15 protein-coding genes are annotated in these 18,366 nt (G+C 50.6%); 6 read left to right on the top strand and 9 right to left on the bottom strand.

All coding sequences use genetic code 11. From position 1 onward, the window contains the following. Window positions 1-7 precede the first annotated feature (7 nt). Window positions 8-2,446 (bottom strand): GcvT family protein, encoded by a 2,439-nt coding sequence (locus tag NBZ79_RS08355; protein WP_251937370.1) that lies wholly within the window; start codon window positions 2,444-2,446, stop codon window positions 8-10. 282 nt (window positions 2,447-2,728) lie between these two features. Between NBZ79_RS08355 and NBZ79_RS08350 the strand changes: the two genes are divergently transcribed. Beyond that, window positions 2,729-4,267, top strand: a complete 1,539-nt coding sequence (locus tag NBZ79_RS08350; protein ID WP_251937367.1) for a trimethylamine methyltransferase family protein — start codon at window positions 2,729-2,731, stop codon at window positions 4,265-4,267. On the opposite strand, the gene hutC is transcribed toward NBZ79_RS08350, so the two are convergent. Beyond that, window positions 4,264-5,004: a histidine utilization repressor gene (gene hutC / locus NBZ79_RS08345; RefSeq protein ID WP_251937365.1), complete on the bottom strand. Its 741-nt coding sequence runs from the start codon at window positions 5,002-5,004 to the stop codon at window positions 4,264-4,266. The genes NBZ79_RS08350 and hutC overlap by 4 nt on opposite strands. A gap of 32 nt (window positions 5,005-5,036) precedes the next feature. Continuing rightward, entirely contained in the window at window positions 5,037-6,407 is a 1,371-nt protein-coding gene (locus tag NBZ79_RS08340) for a formimidoylglutamate deiminase (protein WP_251937362.1), read from the bottom strand. A gap of 60 nt (window positions 6,408-6,467) precedes the next feature. Between NBZ79_RS08340 and hutI the strand changes: the two genes are divergently transcribed. From hutI to hutU, 4 genes are read left to right on the top strand one after another with little or no spacing between them, the layout of a single operon-like run. After that, window positions 6,468-7,703: an imidazolonepropionase gene (gene hutI, locus NBZ79_RS08335; RefSeq protein WP_251937361.1), complete on the top strand. Its 1,236-nt coding sequence runs from the start codon at window positions 6,468-6,470 to the stop codon at window positions 7,701-7,703. Further along, on the top strand, window positions 7,690-9,231 hold the full coding sequence (gene hutH, locus NBZ79_RS08330; protein ID WP_251937359.1) for a histidine ammonia-lyase: 1,542 nt from the start codon (window positions 7,690-7,692) through the stop codon (window positions 9,229-9,231). Before hutI ends, hutH begins: the two co-directional genes overlap by 14 nt. 4 nt (window positions 9,232-9,235) lie before the next feature. After that, window positions 9,236-10,060 carry an N-formylglutamate deformylase gene (gene hutG, locus NBZ79_RS08325; RefSeq protein WP_251937356.1) on the top strand — a complete coding sequence of 275 codons (825 nt, stop codon included), beginning with the start codon at window positions 9,236-9,238 and terminating at the stop codon, window positions 10,058-10,060. Next, window positions 10,057-11,724: a urocanate hydratase gene (gene hutU / locus NBZ79_RS08320; protein WP_251937353.1), complete on the top strand. Its 1,668-nt coding sequence runs from the start codon at window positions 10,057-10,059 to the stop codon at window positions 11,722-11,724. Before hutG ends, hutU begins: the two co-directional genes overlap by 4 nt. A 27-nt stretch (window positions 11,725-11,751) precedes the next feature. On the opposite strand, the gene NBZ79_RS08315 is transcribed toward hutU, so the two are convergent. From NBZ79_RS08315 to NBZ79_RS08300, 4 genes are all read right to left on the bottom strand, one after another. Then, the gene (locus NBZ79_RS08315; RefSeq protein WP_251937351.1) at window positions 11,752-12,771 is read right to left on the bottom strand and encodes a phosphatase PAP2 family protein; all 1,020 of its coding nucleotides are present in this window, start codon (window positions 12,769-12,771) and stop codon (window positions 11,752-11,754) included. A gap of 104 nt (window positions 12,772-12,875) precedes the next feature. Beyond that, entirely contained in the window at window positions 12,876-13,793 is a 918-nt protein-coding gene (locus tag NBZ79_RS08310) for an SDR family NAD(P)-dependent oxidoreductase (RefSeq protein WP_251937348.1), read from the bottom strand. Between the two features lie 39 nt (window positions 13,794-13,832). Next, complete coding sequence (locus tag NBZ79_RS08305; RefSeq protein WP_251937346.1) at window positions 13,833-14,297, bottom strand: MaoC family dehydratase; 465 nt, start codon at window positions 14,295-14,297, stop codon at window positions 13,833-13,835. 90 nt (window positions 14,298-14,387) lie between these two features. Next, window positions 14,388-15,041: a class II aldolase/adducin family protein gene (locus NBZ79_RS08300; RefSeq protein ID WP_251937344.1), complete on the bottom strand. Its 654-nt coding sequence runs from the start codon at window positions 15,039-15,041 to the stop codon at window positions 14,388-14,390. Between the two features lie 108 nt (window positions 15,042-15,149). On the opposite strand from NBZ79_RS08300, the gene NBZ79_RS08295 reads away from it, so the two are divergent. Next, window positions 15,150-16,121 (top strand): 2-hydroxyacid dehydrogenase, encoded by a 972-nt coding sequence (locus tag NBZ79_RS08295; protein WP_251937341.1) that lies wholly within the window; start codon window positions 15,150-15,152, stop codon window positions 16,119-16,121. Here NBZ79_RS08295 and NBZ79_RS08290 read toward each other — a convergent pair. Together NBZ79_RS08290 and NBZ79_RS08285 are read right to left on the bottom strand one after the other, a co-directional pair. Next, a complete protein-coding gene (locus tag NBZ79_RS08290) occupies window positions 16,108-17,664 on the bottom strand; it encodes an alkaline phosphatase family protein (protein ID WP_251937338.1) in 1,557 nt (518 codons plus the stop codon). The two genes, NBZ79_RS08295 and NBZ79_RS08290, sit on opposite strands and share 14 nt — an antisense overlap. Before the next feature lie 53 nt (window positions 17,665-17,717). Then, window positions 17,718-18,365 (bottom strand): PqiC family protein, encoded by a 648-nt coding sequence (locus NBZ79_RS08285; RefSeq protein WP_251937335.1) that lies wholly within the window; start codon window positions 18,363-18,365, stop codon window positions 17,718-17,720. Window position 18,366 lies beyond the last annotated feature (1 nt).

Genomic DNA, 18,366 nt, shown 5'->3' with positions numbered 1-18,366 from the left:
TTCAATTTCAGGATCTAAGGCGAGTATTTTCAGGATCAAAAACAGATTCTTCTATCACCACTGTTTTGTATCTTTCCCCGAGGATCTCGATTTCCAGCTCCGTCCCAATTGTCTCTAGCCCTGCTTTTATATAGCCTTGGGCCAAGCTCTTTCCAACCCAGTGCCCATATGCACCGGCAGTTGCCCGGCCAACAATATTTCCGTCAAGATCATATAACGGCTCATTTCCCATCGGATCCGCATCTTTTATTCCCAACACGTCAAGGCAGACAAATGATTGCGGAACACCGGCCTCCTTCTGCGCGATCAAGGCATCACGGCCAACGAAATCCCCTTTGTCCATGTGAACAAATTTTTCCAGGCCAGCTTCGAAAACCGTGTATTCGCTGGTCAGGTCCTGCCCCCACATCCGGTAGTTTTTCTCCATCCTCAGGCTATCCATTGCCCGCATTCCGCACATTGACAGCCCGAACTCTTCTCCAGCTGCGACGATTGCGTCGTAAATATGGTTTTGATATTCGATCGGATGATGCAGTTCCCACCCCAGGTCGCCGACAAAATTGACCCGTAACGCCCGGCACGGCGCCAAACCAACTGTAATATGCTGACCAGTCAACCATTTAAAACCGTCATTGGACAAATCAGCATCTGTTATTTTTGATAATATGTCCCGTGCTCGCGGACCGGCCAAGACCAAGACACCATGTGCCGTCGTTACATTGTCCAACCGAACCGAACCGTCATCCGGCAAGTTTTTGAATAGATAGTCATGATCAAACCGTTCTGCCGCGCCGGAGCTGACCAGATAGAATTCCTCCGGCCCATCGCGCATGATTGTAAATTCGGAACGAACCCCACCATTTTTATTCAGCGCATGACTAAGATTAATCCGACCGATCCCTTTCGGTAATTTCCGGCATACAAGTCGATCGAGATAGGCTTCTGCGCCTGGCCCGCTTACCTGAAATTTGGAAAAGCTTGTTATATCTATGAGGCCGGCGTTTTCCCTCATATTTTTGACTTCATTTCCGACATGCTCGAAGTAGTTTGTGCGCCGAAAACTCCAGACGTCTTTGGGTTCTACACCTTCCGGTGCAAACCAGTTTGGGCGTTCCCAGCCATAACGCTGACCGAAGACGGCACCGCGTGCGGCCATACGGTCGTGGCATGGGCTCATTTTCAACGGACGCCCAGCGCCGCGTTCTTCATCCGGATAATGGATCACAAAGACATGCTCGTAGCATTCTTCATTCTTAATCTTTGTGTAGGGTTTCGTTGCATAGGCACCAAAACGGCGTGGATCAACATCCATCATGTCAATTCCCGGCTCGCCTTCGGTTATCCATTCCGCCAATTGCCATCCGGAACCACCCGCCGCAGTCACGCCAAAACTATGGCCTTCATTCATCCAGAAGTTCTTCAGTCCCCATGCGGGACCAATCATCGGGCTTCCATCTGGCGTATACGCAATTGGGCCATTGACGATATCCTTGATCCCCGCGTCGGCAAATGTGGGGACACGCGCAATTGCGGCTTCGACATGCGGCATTAAACGTTCCAGATCTCCTGGAAACAGGTCCTGGCCAAAGGTATCGGGCACACCGTCAACAAAACAGGCAGGCGCCCCTTTTTCGTACGGGCCAAGAATATATCCCTGACGTTCTTCGCGAAGATAATAGGACGCATCGCTTTCCCGAAGAACGGCCATTTCCGGAAGACCTTGTTTCTTCCGTTCGACCAGTTCGGGAACTTCATCGGTGACAATATATTGGTGTTCAACCGGAATTACCGGAATATCAAGTCCAACCATGGATAACGTCTGGCGTGCATAATTGCCTGTACAGCTCACAACATGCTCCGCTGTGATATCGCCCTTGCTGGTTCTGATCAGCCATTCACCATTTCGTTGTTGTTCGATGGACAGGACTTCAGTTTGCCGATAAATTTCGGCGCCGCCGTTTCTCGCTCCGATTGCCATAGCGTTAGTGACGTCAACCGGCGCAATATGCCCGTCGTCCGGATGATAAAGGGCGCCAACCAGTCCGTCCGTTTCACTTAAGGGCCAAAGCTCCTTGACCTGTTGCGGGGTGATGATTTCATAAGGAACGCCAATTGTATTCGCAGTTCCGCAATATTTCATATATTCGTCCATGCGTTCTTTATTCGTCGCAAGGCGTAAATTACCGGTTACATGAAAACTAACATTTTGACCGGTCTCGGCTTCCAGTTGCTTGTACAAATCAACACTGTATTTATGGATTTTACCAACCGCATAGCTCATATTAAAGAGCGGCAGCAAGCCTGCGGCATGCCACGTGGATCCCGCTGTAAGCTCGGTACGCTCCAAAAGAACAACGTCGCTCCATCCTTTTTTTGTCAGATGGTAAAGTGTACTGACGCCGACGACGCCTCCGCCAATGACAACGACCCGTGCATGTGATTTCATTGTTCTGTCCCTTAAGCGTTTACCAACGCCGGTTGCTCTGCTTCATTCATTCTGAAAATACCGTGACGATTGCAGCCGTTTCCTGCTAACGACGCTGCGACGCTCGCTGTTCCTTTCCCGCCATGTCAATTCCCACTATCCGCCTCCCGTCAAAATTGTTCTATAATCGCCAGACAATCAGCGGAAAAAGACGCCATTGCGCTAGTCTCCGCCCAAGAATTGTTTTTAATAATATCAAAGACAGTTTGTTATCTGTTACCTCATGAAAGCTGGAGATAAATTATGAGTGAGCCGAGATCCCGTGGTGGACGCCGTGGTCGCGAAGCGCGCAAGGAAGCGCGTCAGAATAAATCTGGGAATACGATTCCCTATATCAAAAGAAATATTCCGGTCTCCAATTTAACCAGTGATGAAGCACTGGAGATCATTGAATCCAACGCCGATACCATTCTCGAAGAAATAGGAATCGATTTTCGAGATGATCCGGAATCTCTGCAACTTTGGAGAGATGCCGGTGCAGATGTCCAAGGGGAACGTGTCCATTTTCCAAAGGGTTTATGCCGCGAGCTGTTAAAGACAGCCCCTTCAGAATTTACCCAATATGCAAGGAACCCGGCCCGAAACGTTCAAATTGGCGGAAACAACACTGTTTTTGTACCAGTTTATGGTCCTCCCTTTGTACATGATATGGATAAAGGTCGGCGGTATGGCACCATTGAAGATTTTGAAAATTTCGTAAAACTCGCCTATATGGCGCCCGCTATGCATCATTCCGGCGGTACGGTTTGCGAACCTGTGGATTTACCTGTTAACAAACGGCACTTCGATATGGTCTATAGCCATATCAAATATTCTGACAAGCCATTTATGGGATCGGTTACAGCCCCTGAACGGGCGCAAGATAGTGTCGATATGGCATCTCTGGTTTTCGGTGAGGATTTTGTCCAGAATAATTGTGTCATGCTAAACCTGATCAATGCAAATTCACCAATGACTTTCGATGCGACAATGCTGGGTGCCCTTAGAACCTACGCGGCCAACAATCAGGCTTGCGTTGTCTCGCCTTTTATCCTCTCTGGCGCAATGAGCCCTGTTTCCCCGGCCGGAACCCTGTCACAGTTGCTGGCTGAAGCTCTAGCCGGAACGGCTCTCACGCAAATAATCAAGCCCGGTACACCTGTTTTATTCGGTACTTTTGTAAGTTCTATCTCCATGCAGTCCGGTGCACCAACATTTGGAACGCCTGAAAGTTCCCTGGTATTGAACGGTGCTGCCCAGCTCGCACGTCGACTAAATTTACCTTTCCGGTCTGGTGGATCCTTTACTGCATCCAAATTGCCGGATGCTCAGGCAGCCTATGAAAGCGCGCAGACACTCCTTATGACTCTTATGTCAGGTGTGAATTTTGCGTTGCATTCTGCCGGCTGGCTGGAAGGCGGATTATGTTCGTCTTACGAAAAATTTGTCATGGATATCGATCAATGCGCCATGATGGAAGTCATGGCGCGGGGTATTGATGTCAGCGAAAATGGACAGGCTATGGATGCCGTTCGTGAAGTTGGCCCGGGCGGCCATTTCCTGGGCTGTGCCCATACACAAGCCAATTTTGAGGACGCTTTTTACCGGTCACGCATCGCGGATAATAATTCCGTCGAACAATGGCAAAGTGATGGAAGCAAGGATGCGGCAACCCGCGCCAACGAGATCTGGAAACAAATGCTAAACGACTATCAGGCACCCGCCCTGGACCCCGGAATCGATGAATCGCTGCAAGCCTTTATGACGAAGCGGAAAAATGAATTCCCGGATTCGAACGTCTAGCGTCGATCCGGGGTAAATGCGCCACCAAATGCGAACCGGCTTCCCGGATGATAGAGACGGACCGTGGTGATCACATCGTCGCCAGCATAGGTATGTCGTTCTAGCGTCAGGACTGGTTCGCCTTCGCGCAAACTCAACAAGGATTTTTGCTCTTCTGTCGGGATTTCGGCGCTGATCCGGTGATCAGCCCGACTATACGGAACTGTCCGGATTAAAAACCCACTGGGTGTTTCAGATCCAAAATCCTGCTGCAGGAAATTCGGTACTTGCGCGGGATTTACATACCGATCCTCCAGTTGAACCGGTTCATTGTTCTCACGATGAAGCAGGACACAATGGAAAAAAGAATTCCCGGCAGCACCGCTCATGACAATTGAAATGTCATCTGGCGCAATTACGGTTTCCAGTGCCAGTATCTCGGAGCTGTGTGTGTTGCCACGGGAAATGATTTCGTCGGCAATATTCTTTATTTCCAACAAACCGGTTTCAAGTTTTGCCGGCGCAACAAATGTGCCCGAGCCTTGCCGCCGCGCCAATACACCGTCTTGTGTCAGCTCCCGAAGTGCACGATTAACAGTCATCCGCGATGCATCAAGATCCCTTACCAATGCATGCTCTGTCGGTATTTTATCGCCGGCTTTCCAGGCTCCCGACTGAATTTTCTCAACAATCAGCCGCTTGATCTGAATATATAAAGGCTCAGATTTTTTGACATCTAATTGCGTTGCGATATTCATACTGAGGTCACTACTCCATTTACACAGAAATTCTATAAACTGGCCACCAACTCAGCCATGACAGTACCAAAACGATTCAGGATTGCCTCTTCCGCCGAGTGATGACCGTCCACTACCACCAACTTGCCATCGATGGCCACATCTTTTACCACAGAATTGTCGCCTGCGAACAACCAACTATCGATAATGGCACGGGTCGGTTTACCGATAATTGCCGGATGCTTCGGGTCTAGAATTGCAAAACTCCCCCGCCCGCCAATTTCCAGTCCTGCGTTACCCGGCCGGCCGAGCGCTTGATGTCCACCAGAGACAGCTTGTGTAAATATCTGTTCCCCCGTCGAAGTATTCATACTGCCGAGTATATTTCTCGATTGGAGAGTTAATCGTTGTCCATATTCCAGCAATCGACATTCTTCAGCGAGCGAAACCAGGATATTGCTGTCCGAGCCAAGGGCTATTTTCCCCCCTCTGTTCATAAAGTCGCCTGCTGGAAAAATGCCGTCACCCAGATTCGCCTCCGTGATCGGACATAGCCCGACGACTGCACCTGATTGCGCAACCGACGCAACCTCTTCTGCAAGTACATGTGTCGCGTGAATGAGGCACCATCTATTTGATAATTCGACATTGTTGGAAAGCCATTCGACAGGCCGCTGGCCAGACCAGTTCTGGCAATCAGTCACTTCTCGCATTTGCTCCGCAATATGGATATGGCATGGCATGCTTTTGGGTATACTGTTCATTAACTCTGCCAAGGACTCCGGGTCTACCGCCCGCAAAGAATGCGGAGCGACACCGACATTCATCCCCGGAACCACACCTGCGCGCTTTTGCAACTCATCGATTAGCATGACAAATTGATCCAGGCTTTGAGTAAAGCGATATTGCTGGGCCTTTGGTTCAGCTGCCCCAAAACCGCTATACTGATATAATACAGGCAATAATGTGAGCCCGATACTGGTCTCCTGCGCCGCTGCAACTATACTTTTGCTCATTTCAGCCCGGTCAGAGAAGGCCTGACCATTTATGTCATTATGCAGATAGTGAAATTCTCCTACGGAAGTGAAACCGGCTTTCAGCATTTCAACATAGAGCTGGCTGGCAATTGCCTGTAGTTGATCCGGATTAATCTCACCCAGGAAGGAGTACATGACATTCCGCCAACTCCAAAAACTATCGGCTTGCTCCCCACTGACTTCCGCGAGCCCCGCCATGGCGCGCTGAAAAGCGTGAGAATGGACATTAGCCATTCCGGGAACCGCATAGCCTGAATGGGAATAATCCGCATCGGCAGCTGACCCTTCGGCAAGAGCGGAAATCCTGCCGGATGGATCAACCGTCATCAGTAAATCCTGCTGCCATCCATCGCCGCTCAGAATATTCGAAAAATAATGCTTGATCATCTGCCCATTCCTATCATAATAATTTGTATATACAATTTTTAATTCAAGGGCAAAATGAAAATGGCAGGAGCTAAAATCGATCAGCTTTTCACAAATGCTCAGATTGCAACGATGGCACCAAGTTCAGCTCCATACGGCATGAATGACGCCACTGCCTTAGGGGTAACGGCGGGGGAAATCTCCTGGATGGGCCACCTTGACGATTTAGAATCGACTGCACTTGCCAAGAATGTCGTTGTAACGGATTTGGAAGGCCGCTGGATCACTCCAGGCCTAATTGACTGTCATACACATCTTGTTTACGCGGGAAATCGTTCTCAGGAATTTGAAATGACCTTGAAGGGCGCTTCTTACGAGGAAATTGCCAAAAAAGGTGGCGGTATCCTGTCGACCGTGGCGCAAACCCGATCTGCAAGCGAGGCAGAACTCGCCGCGTCAAGCCAGCCCCGGCTTGAGGCAATGATGGCCTGTGGTGTGACAACGGTTGAAATAAAATCTGGATACGGTCTGGATACGGAGAACGAGATTAAAATGCTTGAAGTCGCCAAGCAACTGGGTGAAATCAATGCCGTCCGTGTCAAAAAAACCTTTCTGGGCGCCCATGCCCTACCGCCAGAGTTTGCTGGCGATTCTGATGGATATATGGCCAAGGTTTGCCATGAAATGTTGCCAACCGCCCACACGCTTGGTCTTGTCGACGCTGTAGATGCCTTTTGTGAAAAAATAGCTTTTTCAGAACATCAAGTGCGCCAACTGTTCAAAGTAGCGTCAAGATTGGAAATACCCGTTAAGCTGCATGCTGAACAGCTTAGCAATTTAAAAGGAGCTGAGCTGGCAGCGCATTTTAAAGCCCTTTCTGCCGATCATCTTGAATATCTGGATGAACAGGGCGTTAAGGCTATGGCAAAAGCCGGTACAGTGGCCGTCATTTTGCCCGGCGCCTTTTACTTTCTACGCGAAACACAAAAGCCTCCGATAGACCTCCTACGCCAATATGGCGTTCCCATGGCCCTCGCCACCGATTGCAACCCCGGTTCCTCTCCAACTACTTCGCCATTATTGATGATGAATATGGCCGCCATTTTATTTCGATTAACGCCGGAAGAGGCTCTGGCTGGTTTTACCCGGCATGCGGCAGCAGCTCTCGGCATGGAGTCAGAAATTGGTACGCTTGAAATTGGAAAGCAGGCCGACCTTGCCATCTGGAACATCGAGCACCCTTCAGAACTGACACAAGGAATCGGAACTAACCCATTGTTTTTAAGATATTTTGGACAAGATCATGTCAATAACTAAGTTAAGCATCAAGGCGGGCCATTTAAGTCTGGACCATTTACGGATCATCTATGAAGGACCGGTCTTTCTGGAACTTGATCCCGGCTGTTGGGCGGGAGTTGCCAAGAGTGCGGAAACGATCCAAAGCATCATAGATGAAGATAAAACGGTTTATGGCATCAACACCGGCTTTGGCCGCTTGGCTCAGGAAGTTATCCCGACAGAAAACCTTAAAGACCTGCAGCGAAACCTTGTGCTGTCTCACTCTACTGGGGTTGGCCCAAATCTGCCGGACCGTATTGTTAGGCTTATTCTGGCCATGAAAGCAACAAGCCTTGCACGTGGCTTTTCCGGCGTTAGAAGGGAAATTATTGATACCCTGCTCGCCGTCTTAAATAAGGACATGTATCCTTGCATTCCTGCAAAAGGATCTGTAGGCGCGTCCGGCGACCTAGCCCCCCTCGCCCATATGAGTGCGGCTCTCCTTGGATATGGGGACATTAGTGTGGATGGTACTCCGACAGCTGCAACAGAAGCGCTTGAAAAAGCTGGCTTATCCCCTATCGAACTTGGACCGAAAGAGGGATTGGCACTTCTCAACGGCACTCAGGTTTCGACAGCTCTTGCTCTTGCCGGCCTGTTCGAAGCGGAAAAATTGCTGGATGCGGCAACCCTCGCCGGCAGCCTCTCCCTGGACGCGGCGAAAGGGACAGATGCGCCGTTCGATGCCCGCATACATGCCGCCCGCGGACAGATTGGCCAGATGGATATGGCAAAAAGCTATCGCCATCTTACAAAAGACAGCGAAATTCGGAAATCTCATGAAGAATGTGAGAAAGTGCAGGACCCCTACTGCCTGCGCTGTCAGCCTCAGGTTATGGGAGCGTGTCTCGACCAGATCAGGCATGCGGCGAAGGTTCTCGTTATTGAAGCGAACGCGGTATCAGACAATCCCCTTGTCTTTGTTGAAACCGGCGATGTGATCTCCGGCGGTAATTTCCATGCAGAGCCGATCGCGCTCGTCGCCGATAACCTGGCAATTGCCATCGCCGAAATTGGAGCCATGTCCGAAAGACGGGTTGCCATGCTGATTGATACTAGTATCAGCGGCCTCCCGCCTTTCCTGGTAAAAAATCCGGGTGTCAATTCCGGCTTTATGATTGCCCATGTTACGGCAGCTGCGCTGGCCAGTGAAAATAAGCAGCAATCCCATCCTGCCTCGGTGGACAGTATTCCAACATCCGCAAACCAGGAAGATCATGTCAGCATGGCCACTCACGGTGCGCGCCGCCTGCTTCGAATGGCAGAAAATACTGCAGCCATTGTTGGTATTGAGTTGCTTGCTGCAGCGCAAGGGCTTGAGTTTAGACGCCCTCTTATGTCCTCTCCGCCGCTGCAAAAACTGTTTACGGAAATCCGTCAACAAGTGCCTGCATATGATGAAGATCGATTTTTCGCCCCTGATTTGGAAGCGGCAAAAAAAATGGTTGCCGGTGGTCAATTAAGCCGGGATTTCTCAGAATATTTACCGTCGATTTCCGGAGTGTAATCCAGTGTCTGAAACATATGCTTTAACACAACGGTCTTCACCCTTAATTCTCAGCCAGCCTCATGTGGGCTTGGATATACCGCCGGAGATTTTATCTCGTCTGACAGATGAGGGGAAATTAAAAGCTGACACCGACTGGCATATTGACCGCCTGTATGAAGATATTGCAAACACACTCGACGCGACGGTTCTAACTGCCACTCATTCACGCTACGTCATTGATTTGAACAGAGATCCAAGCGGCGCATCGCTATATCCCGGACAAAGCGTTACGGAACTCTGTCCCACGTCACTGTTCAATGACGCTCCGCTTTACAAGGACAACAAAACCCCGGATGACGCAGAGATTGAAAACCGCCGTACAACATATTGGCAACCCTATCATGACGCTCTGGAATCAGAGATCAAGCGGATCAGGGAAATCCATGGATTTACGCTTCTTTTCGACTGTCATTCGATCCGGTCCGTCCTTCCCCGGTTTTTTGAAGGCCGCCTTCCTACACTCAACCTTGGCACCGGAAATGGCGCGGCAACCGTTCCCGAGCTTGAAAATCACCTGGAACAGATTGCAGTGGCCTCCCCGTATAGCCATGCCCTTAATGGCCGGTTCAAGGGCGGATATATTACACGCCACTATGGTGATCCGGGCAACAACATCCATGCCGTACAACTTGAATTGGCACAGGAAGACTACATGGACGAAATTCCACCCTTTTCCTATCGCCAGGAAAAGGCCCAACAGCTTCAACCAACATTAAAAAAATTACTCCAAGCCATGCTTGACTGGGCCGGTAAAACTTACGGCCGGAATGAGGGAACATCCAAATGAACGATAGACTGGACAATACACGGACCATCAAAGCCCCGACGGGCCCTGAACTTTCTTGCAAGAGCTGGCAAACTGAAGCCCCTTTGCGCATGCTGATGAATAACCTCGATCCCGATGTGGCAGAACATCCTCACGAGCTGGTTGTTTATGGTGGCATCGGGCGCGCGGCGCGCAATTGGCAATGCTTTGATCAAATCCAGAAATCGCTCCAGGATCTGAATACTGACGAAACCCTGCTTGTGCAATCGGGAAAACCCGTTGGTGTTTTTAAAACCCATGAAAACGCCCCGCGCGTTCTTATCGCGAATTCAAATCTCGTTCCCCACTGGGCAACATGGGAACATTTCAATGAACTCGATAAAAAGGGCCTGATGATGTACGGCCAGATGACGGCAGGTTCCTGGATCTATATCGGCAGTCAGGGCATTGTCCAGGGCACGTATGAAACCTTCGTAGAAGCCGGCCGTCAGCATTTCGATGGCGATTTAGGCGGAAAATGGTTTCTGACCGGCGGACTAGGCGGCATGGGCGGCGCCCAGCCACTTGCCGCAACCATGGCTGGCGCGTCCATGCTGGCTGTCGAATGTCGCCCTAGTAGCATCGATTTTCGGCTACGGTCCGGGTATTTGGATAAAAAAGCTGAAACACTGGATGAAGCATTGGACCTTATTCGTGCAGCAACCGAGAGTAACGAGCCGGTGTCGGTCGGTCTTCTTGGAAATGCGGCAGACATTTTCCCGCAAATCCTAGCCGGAGATTATCTACCGGACCTGGTTACGGACCAGACATCAGCCCATGACCCAATCAATGGATACCTGCCCCAAGGCTGGACCCTTGCCGAATGGGAAGACAAACGAGAAAGAGACCCGAAAGCCGTTGAAATTGCGGCCCGAAAGTCCATGGCAATTCAAGTTCAATCCATGCTGGGGTTCAAGGAAAAAGGGATCCCCACCGTCGATTATGGCAATAACATTCGCCAGGTTGCCCTGGAAGAAGGCGTAACCGATGCCTTCAATTTTCCCGGATTTGTTCCCGCTTATATCCGCCCATTGTTTTGTCGGGGTATTGGCCCTTTCCGTTGGGCAGCGCTTTCCGGTGATCCGGAAGATATCTACAAGACAGATGCGAAAGTAAAAGAGCTTATACCAGACGATCCGCATCTTCATAATTGGCTTGATATGGCGAAAAAGCGTATACAATTTCAAGGGCTTCCTTCCCGCATTTGCTGGGTAGGATTAGGTCAGCGCCATCGTCTTGGCCTCGCCTTTAACGAAATGGTTCGCACGGGTGAATTGAAAGCGCCTGTGGTCATTGGCCGGGATCATCTGGATAGCGGCTCGGTCGCCAGCCCGAACCGGGAGACTGAATCAATGAAGGATGGCTCCGATGCTGTATCCGACTGGCCATTATTGAATGCCCTTCTCAACACGGCCAGCGGCGCCACATGGGTGAGTTTACATCATGGGGGTGGTGTCGGCATGGGATTTTCCCAACATGCAGGGATGGTCATCGTCTGTGACGGCACTGAAGAGGCGGACAGGCGCATTGAACGGGTATTGTTTAATGATCCGGCAACGGGTGTCATGCGACATGCCGATGCCGGTTACGAGATTGCACAAGACTGTGCCCGCGAAAACAATCTCAATCTACCCTTTCTGGATTAGTCAAAACTAACAACGTCTTTCAAGCGGTTATATCCGCTTGAGAGGCGACATTTGCTTCTGTTCTGCTGTCATTAAAAATGAAACAATAGTGTAGGCAAACAGGAATAATATAAAGGGCGGCAAGAACCCTTTCAGGAACATATACCCAGCACCGTCATGGGCGATGGGCAGGAGTTTGATCAAGCTATTTGTACCAAAGAACAGGCCAAATCCGATTACAATCCGGATCATTCTCTGCCACCAACCCCCCCTTTCCAACGATACGTTGAAAAAAAGCAGGGCTAGAAATGCCGCATTGATGCCTAAATATGCGGATTGACGCCCAATAAATCCATGGCCAGTTCCCATGATTATCAGTGGGATACCGAACGCCATTCCCAACAAAAGAAAAGCCGATTTCGTGTTCGCCGTAAGATCAAATGCTGATTTATAAAATAGCGCATTGGCGTCAAGATGATCAAGAAGATACCGCGCCAAAAGCAGCAGAAGAATACCAACTGTTGCCCCGCCTAAAACATCCGCCAAAAAATGGCGGGCCAGAAACATCCGGGATAGCATCATCAATACTACCATGATCCCAGCCCATAGCAGTGCCGCCTTGTTTCGAAAAACCAAGGCTAATCCGCCCCAAAGAACAACGGCACCAACAGTGTGGCCGGAGGGGAATCCATAATCATCTACCCCTTGTGCGTAGGTTCGATGCGCCGCCAGGGAGCTTTCCGGGATCGCGCCAAAAAAAGATGTCGCTGCCGCATTTTTAAGGGCTACAATGCCGTCCGGCAACGATCCAAAGTCAAGAAGCGAGGCATCGAGAAAAAAAGGCTGCGGAAGTGCGATAACCGTCTTTAAAAAATCGACTGAAATAAAAGCAATTAACAGGAGCTGAAGAAGGATAAACCCCCGGCGAAAATCAACGCCAAGGCCGATAACGCAAAGGATACCGACAATAAATGTTTCATCCCCCGTCCATGTTACACCCAGCATGAACTGGTCCAGCCAGGGCGTTGAAAAACTTTGCAAAAACCTATTTATTGCCGTCTCAAACATAGTCGTCCTATGGAGCTGCTAGTTAATTCAGGTAAGCTTACATTACGGCAACAAAAAAAGGCAGGCTCAACTGGAGCCTGCCCGATAATTTTCCGGCATTCAACCTAAAGCTTGATGCCAAGTCCTGTCGCCGCCTTGGTCAGCATATTTTGTGTTTGATCATTGCCGCTTGTATATTCCATCTGCGAGGCTGCATCAGAAATTTCCGCCCAGTTCTCGGCGATCTTTTCAGGTGTCTGATCTTCCTCAGGCAACCATTTACCACCCGTTTCATAGACAATTGTCCGGGCAAATGTTCCTGCTCCAGCCGTAATAATTGTGCGGTTCGGCGCATCATCGGAGACAATGAACAGCAAGGCGGGGGTCACTGATTCCGGGGTCAACAGACCCAATAGATTCTCAGGGATGATGTCTTCAGTCATCCTGGTTGCCGCGCAAGGTGATAACGCATTGACCTTAATGCCATATTTGGCGCCTTCCAGCACCAGGGTATTCATCAGGCCTATTACGCCCATTTTTGCGGCGCCATAGTTGGTTTGACCAAAATTTCCGTACATGCCGCTGGAAGAGGTGGTCATGGCAATCCGGCCATAACCTTGTTCGCGCATAAGTGGCCACACAGCCTTGGAACAATTAACCGATCCCATCAGATGTACATCGAGGACAAAATCAAAATCATCTATTTCCACTTTGGAAAAGGATTTATCGCGAAGAACCCCGGCATTATTCACCAGAATATCAACACGTCCCCACTTTTCCCTGGCTTCATCAACCATTGCCTGAACCTGCTCCATGTCTGCGACATTGGCGCCGTTGGCAATTGCTTCACCGCCGGCAGCTTCAATTTCAGCCACCACGGCTTTTGCCGCATCTGACGAGCCGCCGCTCCCGTCCCGGGCACCGCCCAGATCATTTACGACGACTTTCGCGCCACGCTCAGCCAGGCTAATGGCGTGACACCGTCCAAGGCCGTTCCCGGCACCCGTGACAATAGCCACCCTGCCGTCAAACCGAATGCTCATAACGTCTCCTTTTATTTTACGTATGTTTTTATGTTGCTTCTATTCGTCCAGAATGGTCATGCCCAACCATTCAATTATTAACGCCGGCTTGGCTTCATCCTTGATTTCAATCGTAACTTCAGATTTCGTCAAATACTGTCCTGGGCGTTTCTCATCGATACTTAAAATTTTGCTCTTGGCACGAATTTCACTATCAACCTTGACCGGCTGTAGAAACCGCAATTTGTCGATACCGTAATTTATTCCCATTTTAACGTTATCAGGCTTTGGCTGAATTTTGGGCACCAATGCAGCCAACAGCGACAAGCTTAAAAACCCGTGGGCAATTGTGGTCCCGAAAGGTGTATCCTTCGCGGCTTCCGGATCGACATGTATAAATTGATAATCGTCAGTGGCACTGGCAAACTGGTTGATACGTTCCTGATCAACCTTGAACCATTCGCCCGGGCCATATTCTGTTCCAACTGAGTTCAAAAATTCTGCTTTGGATATTGTTATTGTCATTCTTATCTCCTCGACATTATTCGAATAGATGTTTTACTGGTTTTTTTAACCGGGCGATAGAGCTTTTTAGAGGTTCCACTTACTCTTCAACTACGGTGAAGCAATACCATAGCCTTTTCGAAAATTTTCCTGCGCGGCGTCCATTTGTTCCGTCGTCAACAGCACCGGATCACCAAGTTGAAGGGCCCGCCAATAGGCGTCGCACAAGTATTCCACTTCAACGGCCAAGGACAATGCATTGCGCAGGCTTGCCTCTCCGACCAGCAGGCCGTGATTGGCCATCAAACAGGCTTTACGCCCTTCCATTGCTGTTAAAACGTTGTCGGACAGGGCCTGCGTGCCAAAAGTCGCATATTCGGCGCAGCGAATTGTATGCCCTCCGGCCAGGGCAATCATATAGTGAAAGGGCGGAATTTCCCGGCGGTGACAGGCAAGAGTCGTTGCTGCAGTACCATGTGTATGAAGGATTGCGCCAAAATCGGCGCGCGCCGACAGTAAGTCCTGATGAAACCGCCATTCACTCGAGGGTTTCCGGCGGTCCTCAATGCTCTCATAGGAACCGTCGAAGGACATCAGGACGATATCCTCTTCGCGCATTTCTTCATAGGCAACGCCAGAAGGTGTCATCAGATACCCGTTGTCAACCCGGACAGACGCGTTACCGGACGTTCCGTGATTGATGCCCAATTTATTCATTGTGCAAACCGTTTCGATCAATTCATTGCGTTCGGATTTCCAATCCATCTGTCTTCCCTTGCCCCTTTTTCCCAACGTCTTTTTACACGCTTTCTCGGTCCTGAGATTAATGCTAAACATACGGACCAAATTGTACACGCTATTGCAGGACCTGTCATGATTACCAAACCACGTTTGCTCGTCACCCGAAATTTTCCACCCGACGTCATGACCCGGATAAAGCATTCCTATGATGCCATTACCAACGAAGACGATCATCCCATGGACATGGCCGAAATATTACGGCTATCGCAAGATGCGGATGCTATTCTCTGCGCAGCAACCGAGGCCATAAACGCGGAATTGATTTCCGGACTGCCGGACCGGGTGAAGATGATCGCAACCTTTTCCGTTGGCTATGATCATATTGATGTTCCGGCTGTCCTCTCCCGTGGCATCCGGTTGAGCAACACGCCGGATGTCCTGACCGACGCAACAGCGGATATTGCATTGTTATGCTTGCTCGGTGCAGCCCGGATGGCTCATATGTCCGCACAAACATTGCGGGCGGGCGGATGGACGAGATGGGAACCCAATCAGTTCCTCGGCGTCCATGTCACAGGCAAACGCCTTGGTATTCTGGGCATGGGGCGTATTGGCCAGGCTGTGGCCCGGCGGGCGCAAGGGTTCGATATGCAAATTCACTATCATAACCGGCGAAAAGTGGAAGCGCCGGGACTGGAAAATGCTGTTTTTCACGAAACAAGGGAAAGTTTTCTACCTGTTTGTGACTTTCTGTCCATCAACTGTCCGCTTTCGGCGGAAACAAAATATTTTGTCAATGATGACAGTATTTCCAAAATGCCGGACCGGACGGTTATCGTAAATACCGCGCGCGGCGCGGTTGTCGAAGACGCGGCGCTTATCCGTGCCTTGAAATCAGGTAAAGTCGCTGCGGCGGGGCTGGATGTGTTTGAGAACGAGCCTGCCCTTAATCCGGACTATCTGGAACTGGGCAATCTGTTTGTGTTGCCCCATATCGGCAGCGCCACCGTTGAGACCCGCAATGCCATGGGGTTCATGTGCCTGGACAACCTGGATGCTTTCTTTGCCGGCAGGGACCTGCCAAACGAGGTTAAAGCTCCGTAATCACCGCCCCTTTTTCCGTCAGCCCGTCATCTGATGTAATCAGGTCAGCCAATTCCGAATTTTCATGACGCATGCGCCAGGACAGCAATTTCTGGACATAGTGAAGCACGACGGCTTGATAGTCCGGTTCTTCCGCCAGATTATGCTCTTCTTGCGGATCATTTCGCATATCAAACAGCAAAGGCGGCAAATTGGCGAAATGCACATATTTAAAGTCTTCATCCCGATGGACAAGGACATTGCAGTCAGATGAGGGCATATCGAAAAAGGCTTCCGATCGTCCCTGCAACGGATCGCGAAAATCAAAGAGCCAGTGAACAGCGTCCCGCCAGCCCTCCGGCGTTTCGCCTTTGAGCAGCGGCAAGAGCGTTTCGCCGTTACATTGACGCGGAATGGCCTGGTTGATCCCATCGAGTATCGTCGGCATGATATCAACGGATTCCGTGAAGGCGGACACCGTTTCTCCGGTATTGAACCCCCAACTTAGCGGTGGCTTGATGATGAGCGGAATATGAAAGCTCTGGTCATAGAAGCCCAGCTTGCCAAACAGATAATGATCGCCCAGCTGCTCCCCGTGATCCGTTGTCACCACGATCAGGGTATCGTCATAGTCGCCGCTTTCCTTCAGCGCCGAAATAATGCGGCCAATATTCTGATCCGCCTCTGTCACCAGTGCCTTATAGGTTGCGCGAATCTGCAAGACCTCGTCAACGGTCAGATCAGCCACCGCCCCGTCCCCTTGCATGAAATAGTCTTCTTGCCGGACTTTCTGATAGGCGAAGTTAAGGAACGGATGCTGTTCCGCCATTTCCGGCAGGCTGCGGGTCCGGATGGGGTCTTTCATCTGCCCGGGCTGATAGAGGTCATGCAATTCCGGTGTCGCGATAAAAGGCGGATGTGGCCGCAAATAGGAAACATGAAAGAAGAAGGGATCGTCCCCGTCAGTCTTCAACTCCTTCAGGACATAGTCCGTCAACCAGGCGGTTTCGCTATCCTCTCCTTTGAAGCGGGCGGGCGCATAAGTCGAGTGCCGATCCGCCGGAAGGCTGAAGTCAGGATCAGGGTAATAAACATCATATCCTGTCCCGGGTACCGAGTAGCCCTTATCCCGGAGATAAGTCAGCCAGGGTTCACAGTCTGACGTTATATTCATTCCAACTGTAAATCCCGGCAAAACCCCTTCATAGGTCCGAAAGGCCGGATCCGAGGCTCCCAGGTCCCGTGGGTCCGGCGTCGTATCGGTATAGCCGAACAAAATAGGGTCATAGCCTGATTTTCTGGCTTCAAAGGCAATATTCGTCAGACCGCCGCTTAACGGCGTGCCATTGAGAATGGACCGGTGGTTACTGGGATACATTCCTGTATGCAAGGTCGCCCGGGACGGACCGCAAGGCGCAGAACAGCTGTAATGGTTCAAAAACACGACACCATCACCGCATAAGCTATCCAGAACCGGCGTTTGTATCACGGGATCGCCAGTTGCGCCCAAGCTGTCGGCGCGCCACTGATCGATGGTGATGAAAAGGACGTTTGGTTTCGACATCCATTTATTCCGTTATCAAGAAATTCAGGGTTACGCGTAGAAGATCTACGCAGCTAGTTTGTGGCCGGTTCAAACTGAACCTTGTCAAGGGACGCCACCAAATCCTTTGCGAGACGGCCGAAGATGACACTCAGCCCTTCGGCATAGGTATCATAATCCCCTGCCGTCGTCGGCTCTTCATAATTTCCAGAGCCGCGCATCGCCACCTGATTGTCATACAGGCGCTTGACATGCCAGCGGGCCCTGACCCAGGCCTGGCCATCTGCACGCTGCCCGATATCAACGATTTCAAGAGCGATCTGGAGGGATCGCCGGTCGGGGCGGAAATCAGCGGGATAGGGAAAGACTTTCTCTTCGCCGATCAGCGCCGCAACATTGGCGCTTGAAATACGCTTGATTGTATCGCCAAGCGGTGCCGCCCAATGGTCAAAATCAGCAACAGTTACCCGGGCCCCACCATCAAAGGTGATGATCTGGGAACGATCCGCGTAGCCCGGAATTTGGATGGGTCCGATGCCAACGCTTATACCTTGCGGCAGGGTATTTGCAGCGGCATCGGGGCCAAGTCCGGCAGCCGGTTTAATGACGTAAAAATTTGTCGGAGCCGATCCGGGCAATCCGGCGCATGCGCTCGTCATCGCAACCAGTCCAATAACAGCCAGTAGTTTTCTCAAGATACCGCCCCTCCAGATTTTCGTCATG

Origin of the sequence: Sneathiella marina (genome assembly GCF_023746535.1) — a bacterium.
Taxonomy (GTDB): domain Bacteria; phylum Pseudomonadota; class Alphaproteobacteria; order Sneathiellales; family Sneathiellaceae; genus Sneathiella; species Sneathiella marina.
This window is presented reverse-complemented; position numbering and strand designations above follow the sequence as displayed.

Coding starts and splice junctions, on each gene's coding strand:
- NBZ79_RS08290 (WP_251937338.1), bottom strand. CDS start 17,664: ATGTCGAAACCAAACGTCCTTTTCATCACCATCGATCAGTGGCGCGCC.
- hutC (WP_251937365.1), bottom strand. CDS start 5,004: ATGAATATCGCAACGCAATTAGATGTCAAAAAATCTGAGCCTTTATAT.
- NBZ79_RS08300 (WP_251937344.1), bottom strand. CDS start 15,041: ATGGATTGGAAATCCGAACGCAATGAATTGATCGAAACGGTTTGCACA.
- NBZ79_RS08285 (WP_251937335.1), bottom strand. CDS start 18,365: ATGACGAAAATCTGGAGGGGCGGTATCTTGAGAAAACTACTGGCTGTT.
- NBZ79_RS08355 (WP_251937370.1), bottom strand. CDS start 2,446: ATGAAATCACATGCACGGGTCGTTGTCATTGGCGGAGGCGTCGTCGGC.
- NBZ79_RS08350 (WP_251937367.1), top strand. CDS start 2,729: ATGAGTGAGCCGAGATCCCGTGGTGGACGCCGTGGTCGCGAAGCGCGC.
- NBZ79_RS08305 (WP_251937346.1), bottom strand. CDS start 14,297: ATGACAATAACAATATCCAAAGCAGAATTTTTGAACTCAGTTGGAACA.
- hutH (WP_251937359.1), top strand. CDS start 7,690: ATGTCAATAACTAAGTTAAGCATCAAGGCGGGCCATTTAAGTCTGGAC.
- NBZ79_RS08295 (WP_251937341.1), top strand. CDS start 15,150: ATGATTACCAAACCACGTTTGCTCGTCACCCGAAATTTTCCACCCGAC.
- hutI (WP_251937361.1), top strand. CDS start 6,468: ATGGCAGGAGCTAAAATCGATCAGCTTTTCACAAATGCTCAGATTGCA.
- NBZ79_RS08340 (WP_251937362.1), bottom strand. CDS start 6,407: ATGATCAAGCATTATTTTTCGAATATTCTGAGCGGCGATGGATGGCAG.
- hutU (WP_251937353.1), top strand. CDS start 10,057: ATGAACGATAGACTGGACAATACACGGACCATCAAAGCCCCGACGGGC.
- NBZ79_RS08310 (WP_251937348.1), bottom strand. CDS start 13,793: ATGAGCATTCGGTTTGACGGCAGGGTGGCTATTGTCACGGGTGCCGGG.
- NBZ79_RS08315 (WP_251937351.1), bottom strand. CDS start 12,771: ATGTTTGAGACGGCAATAAATAGGTTTTTGCAAAGTTTTTCAACGCCC.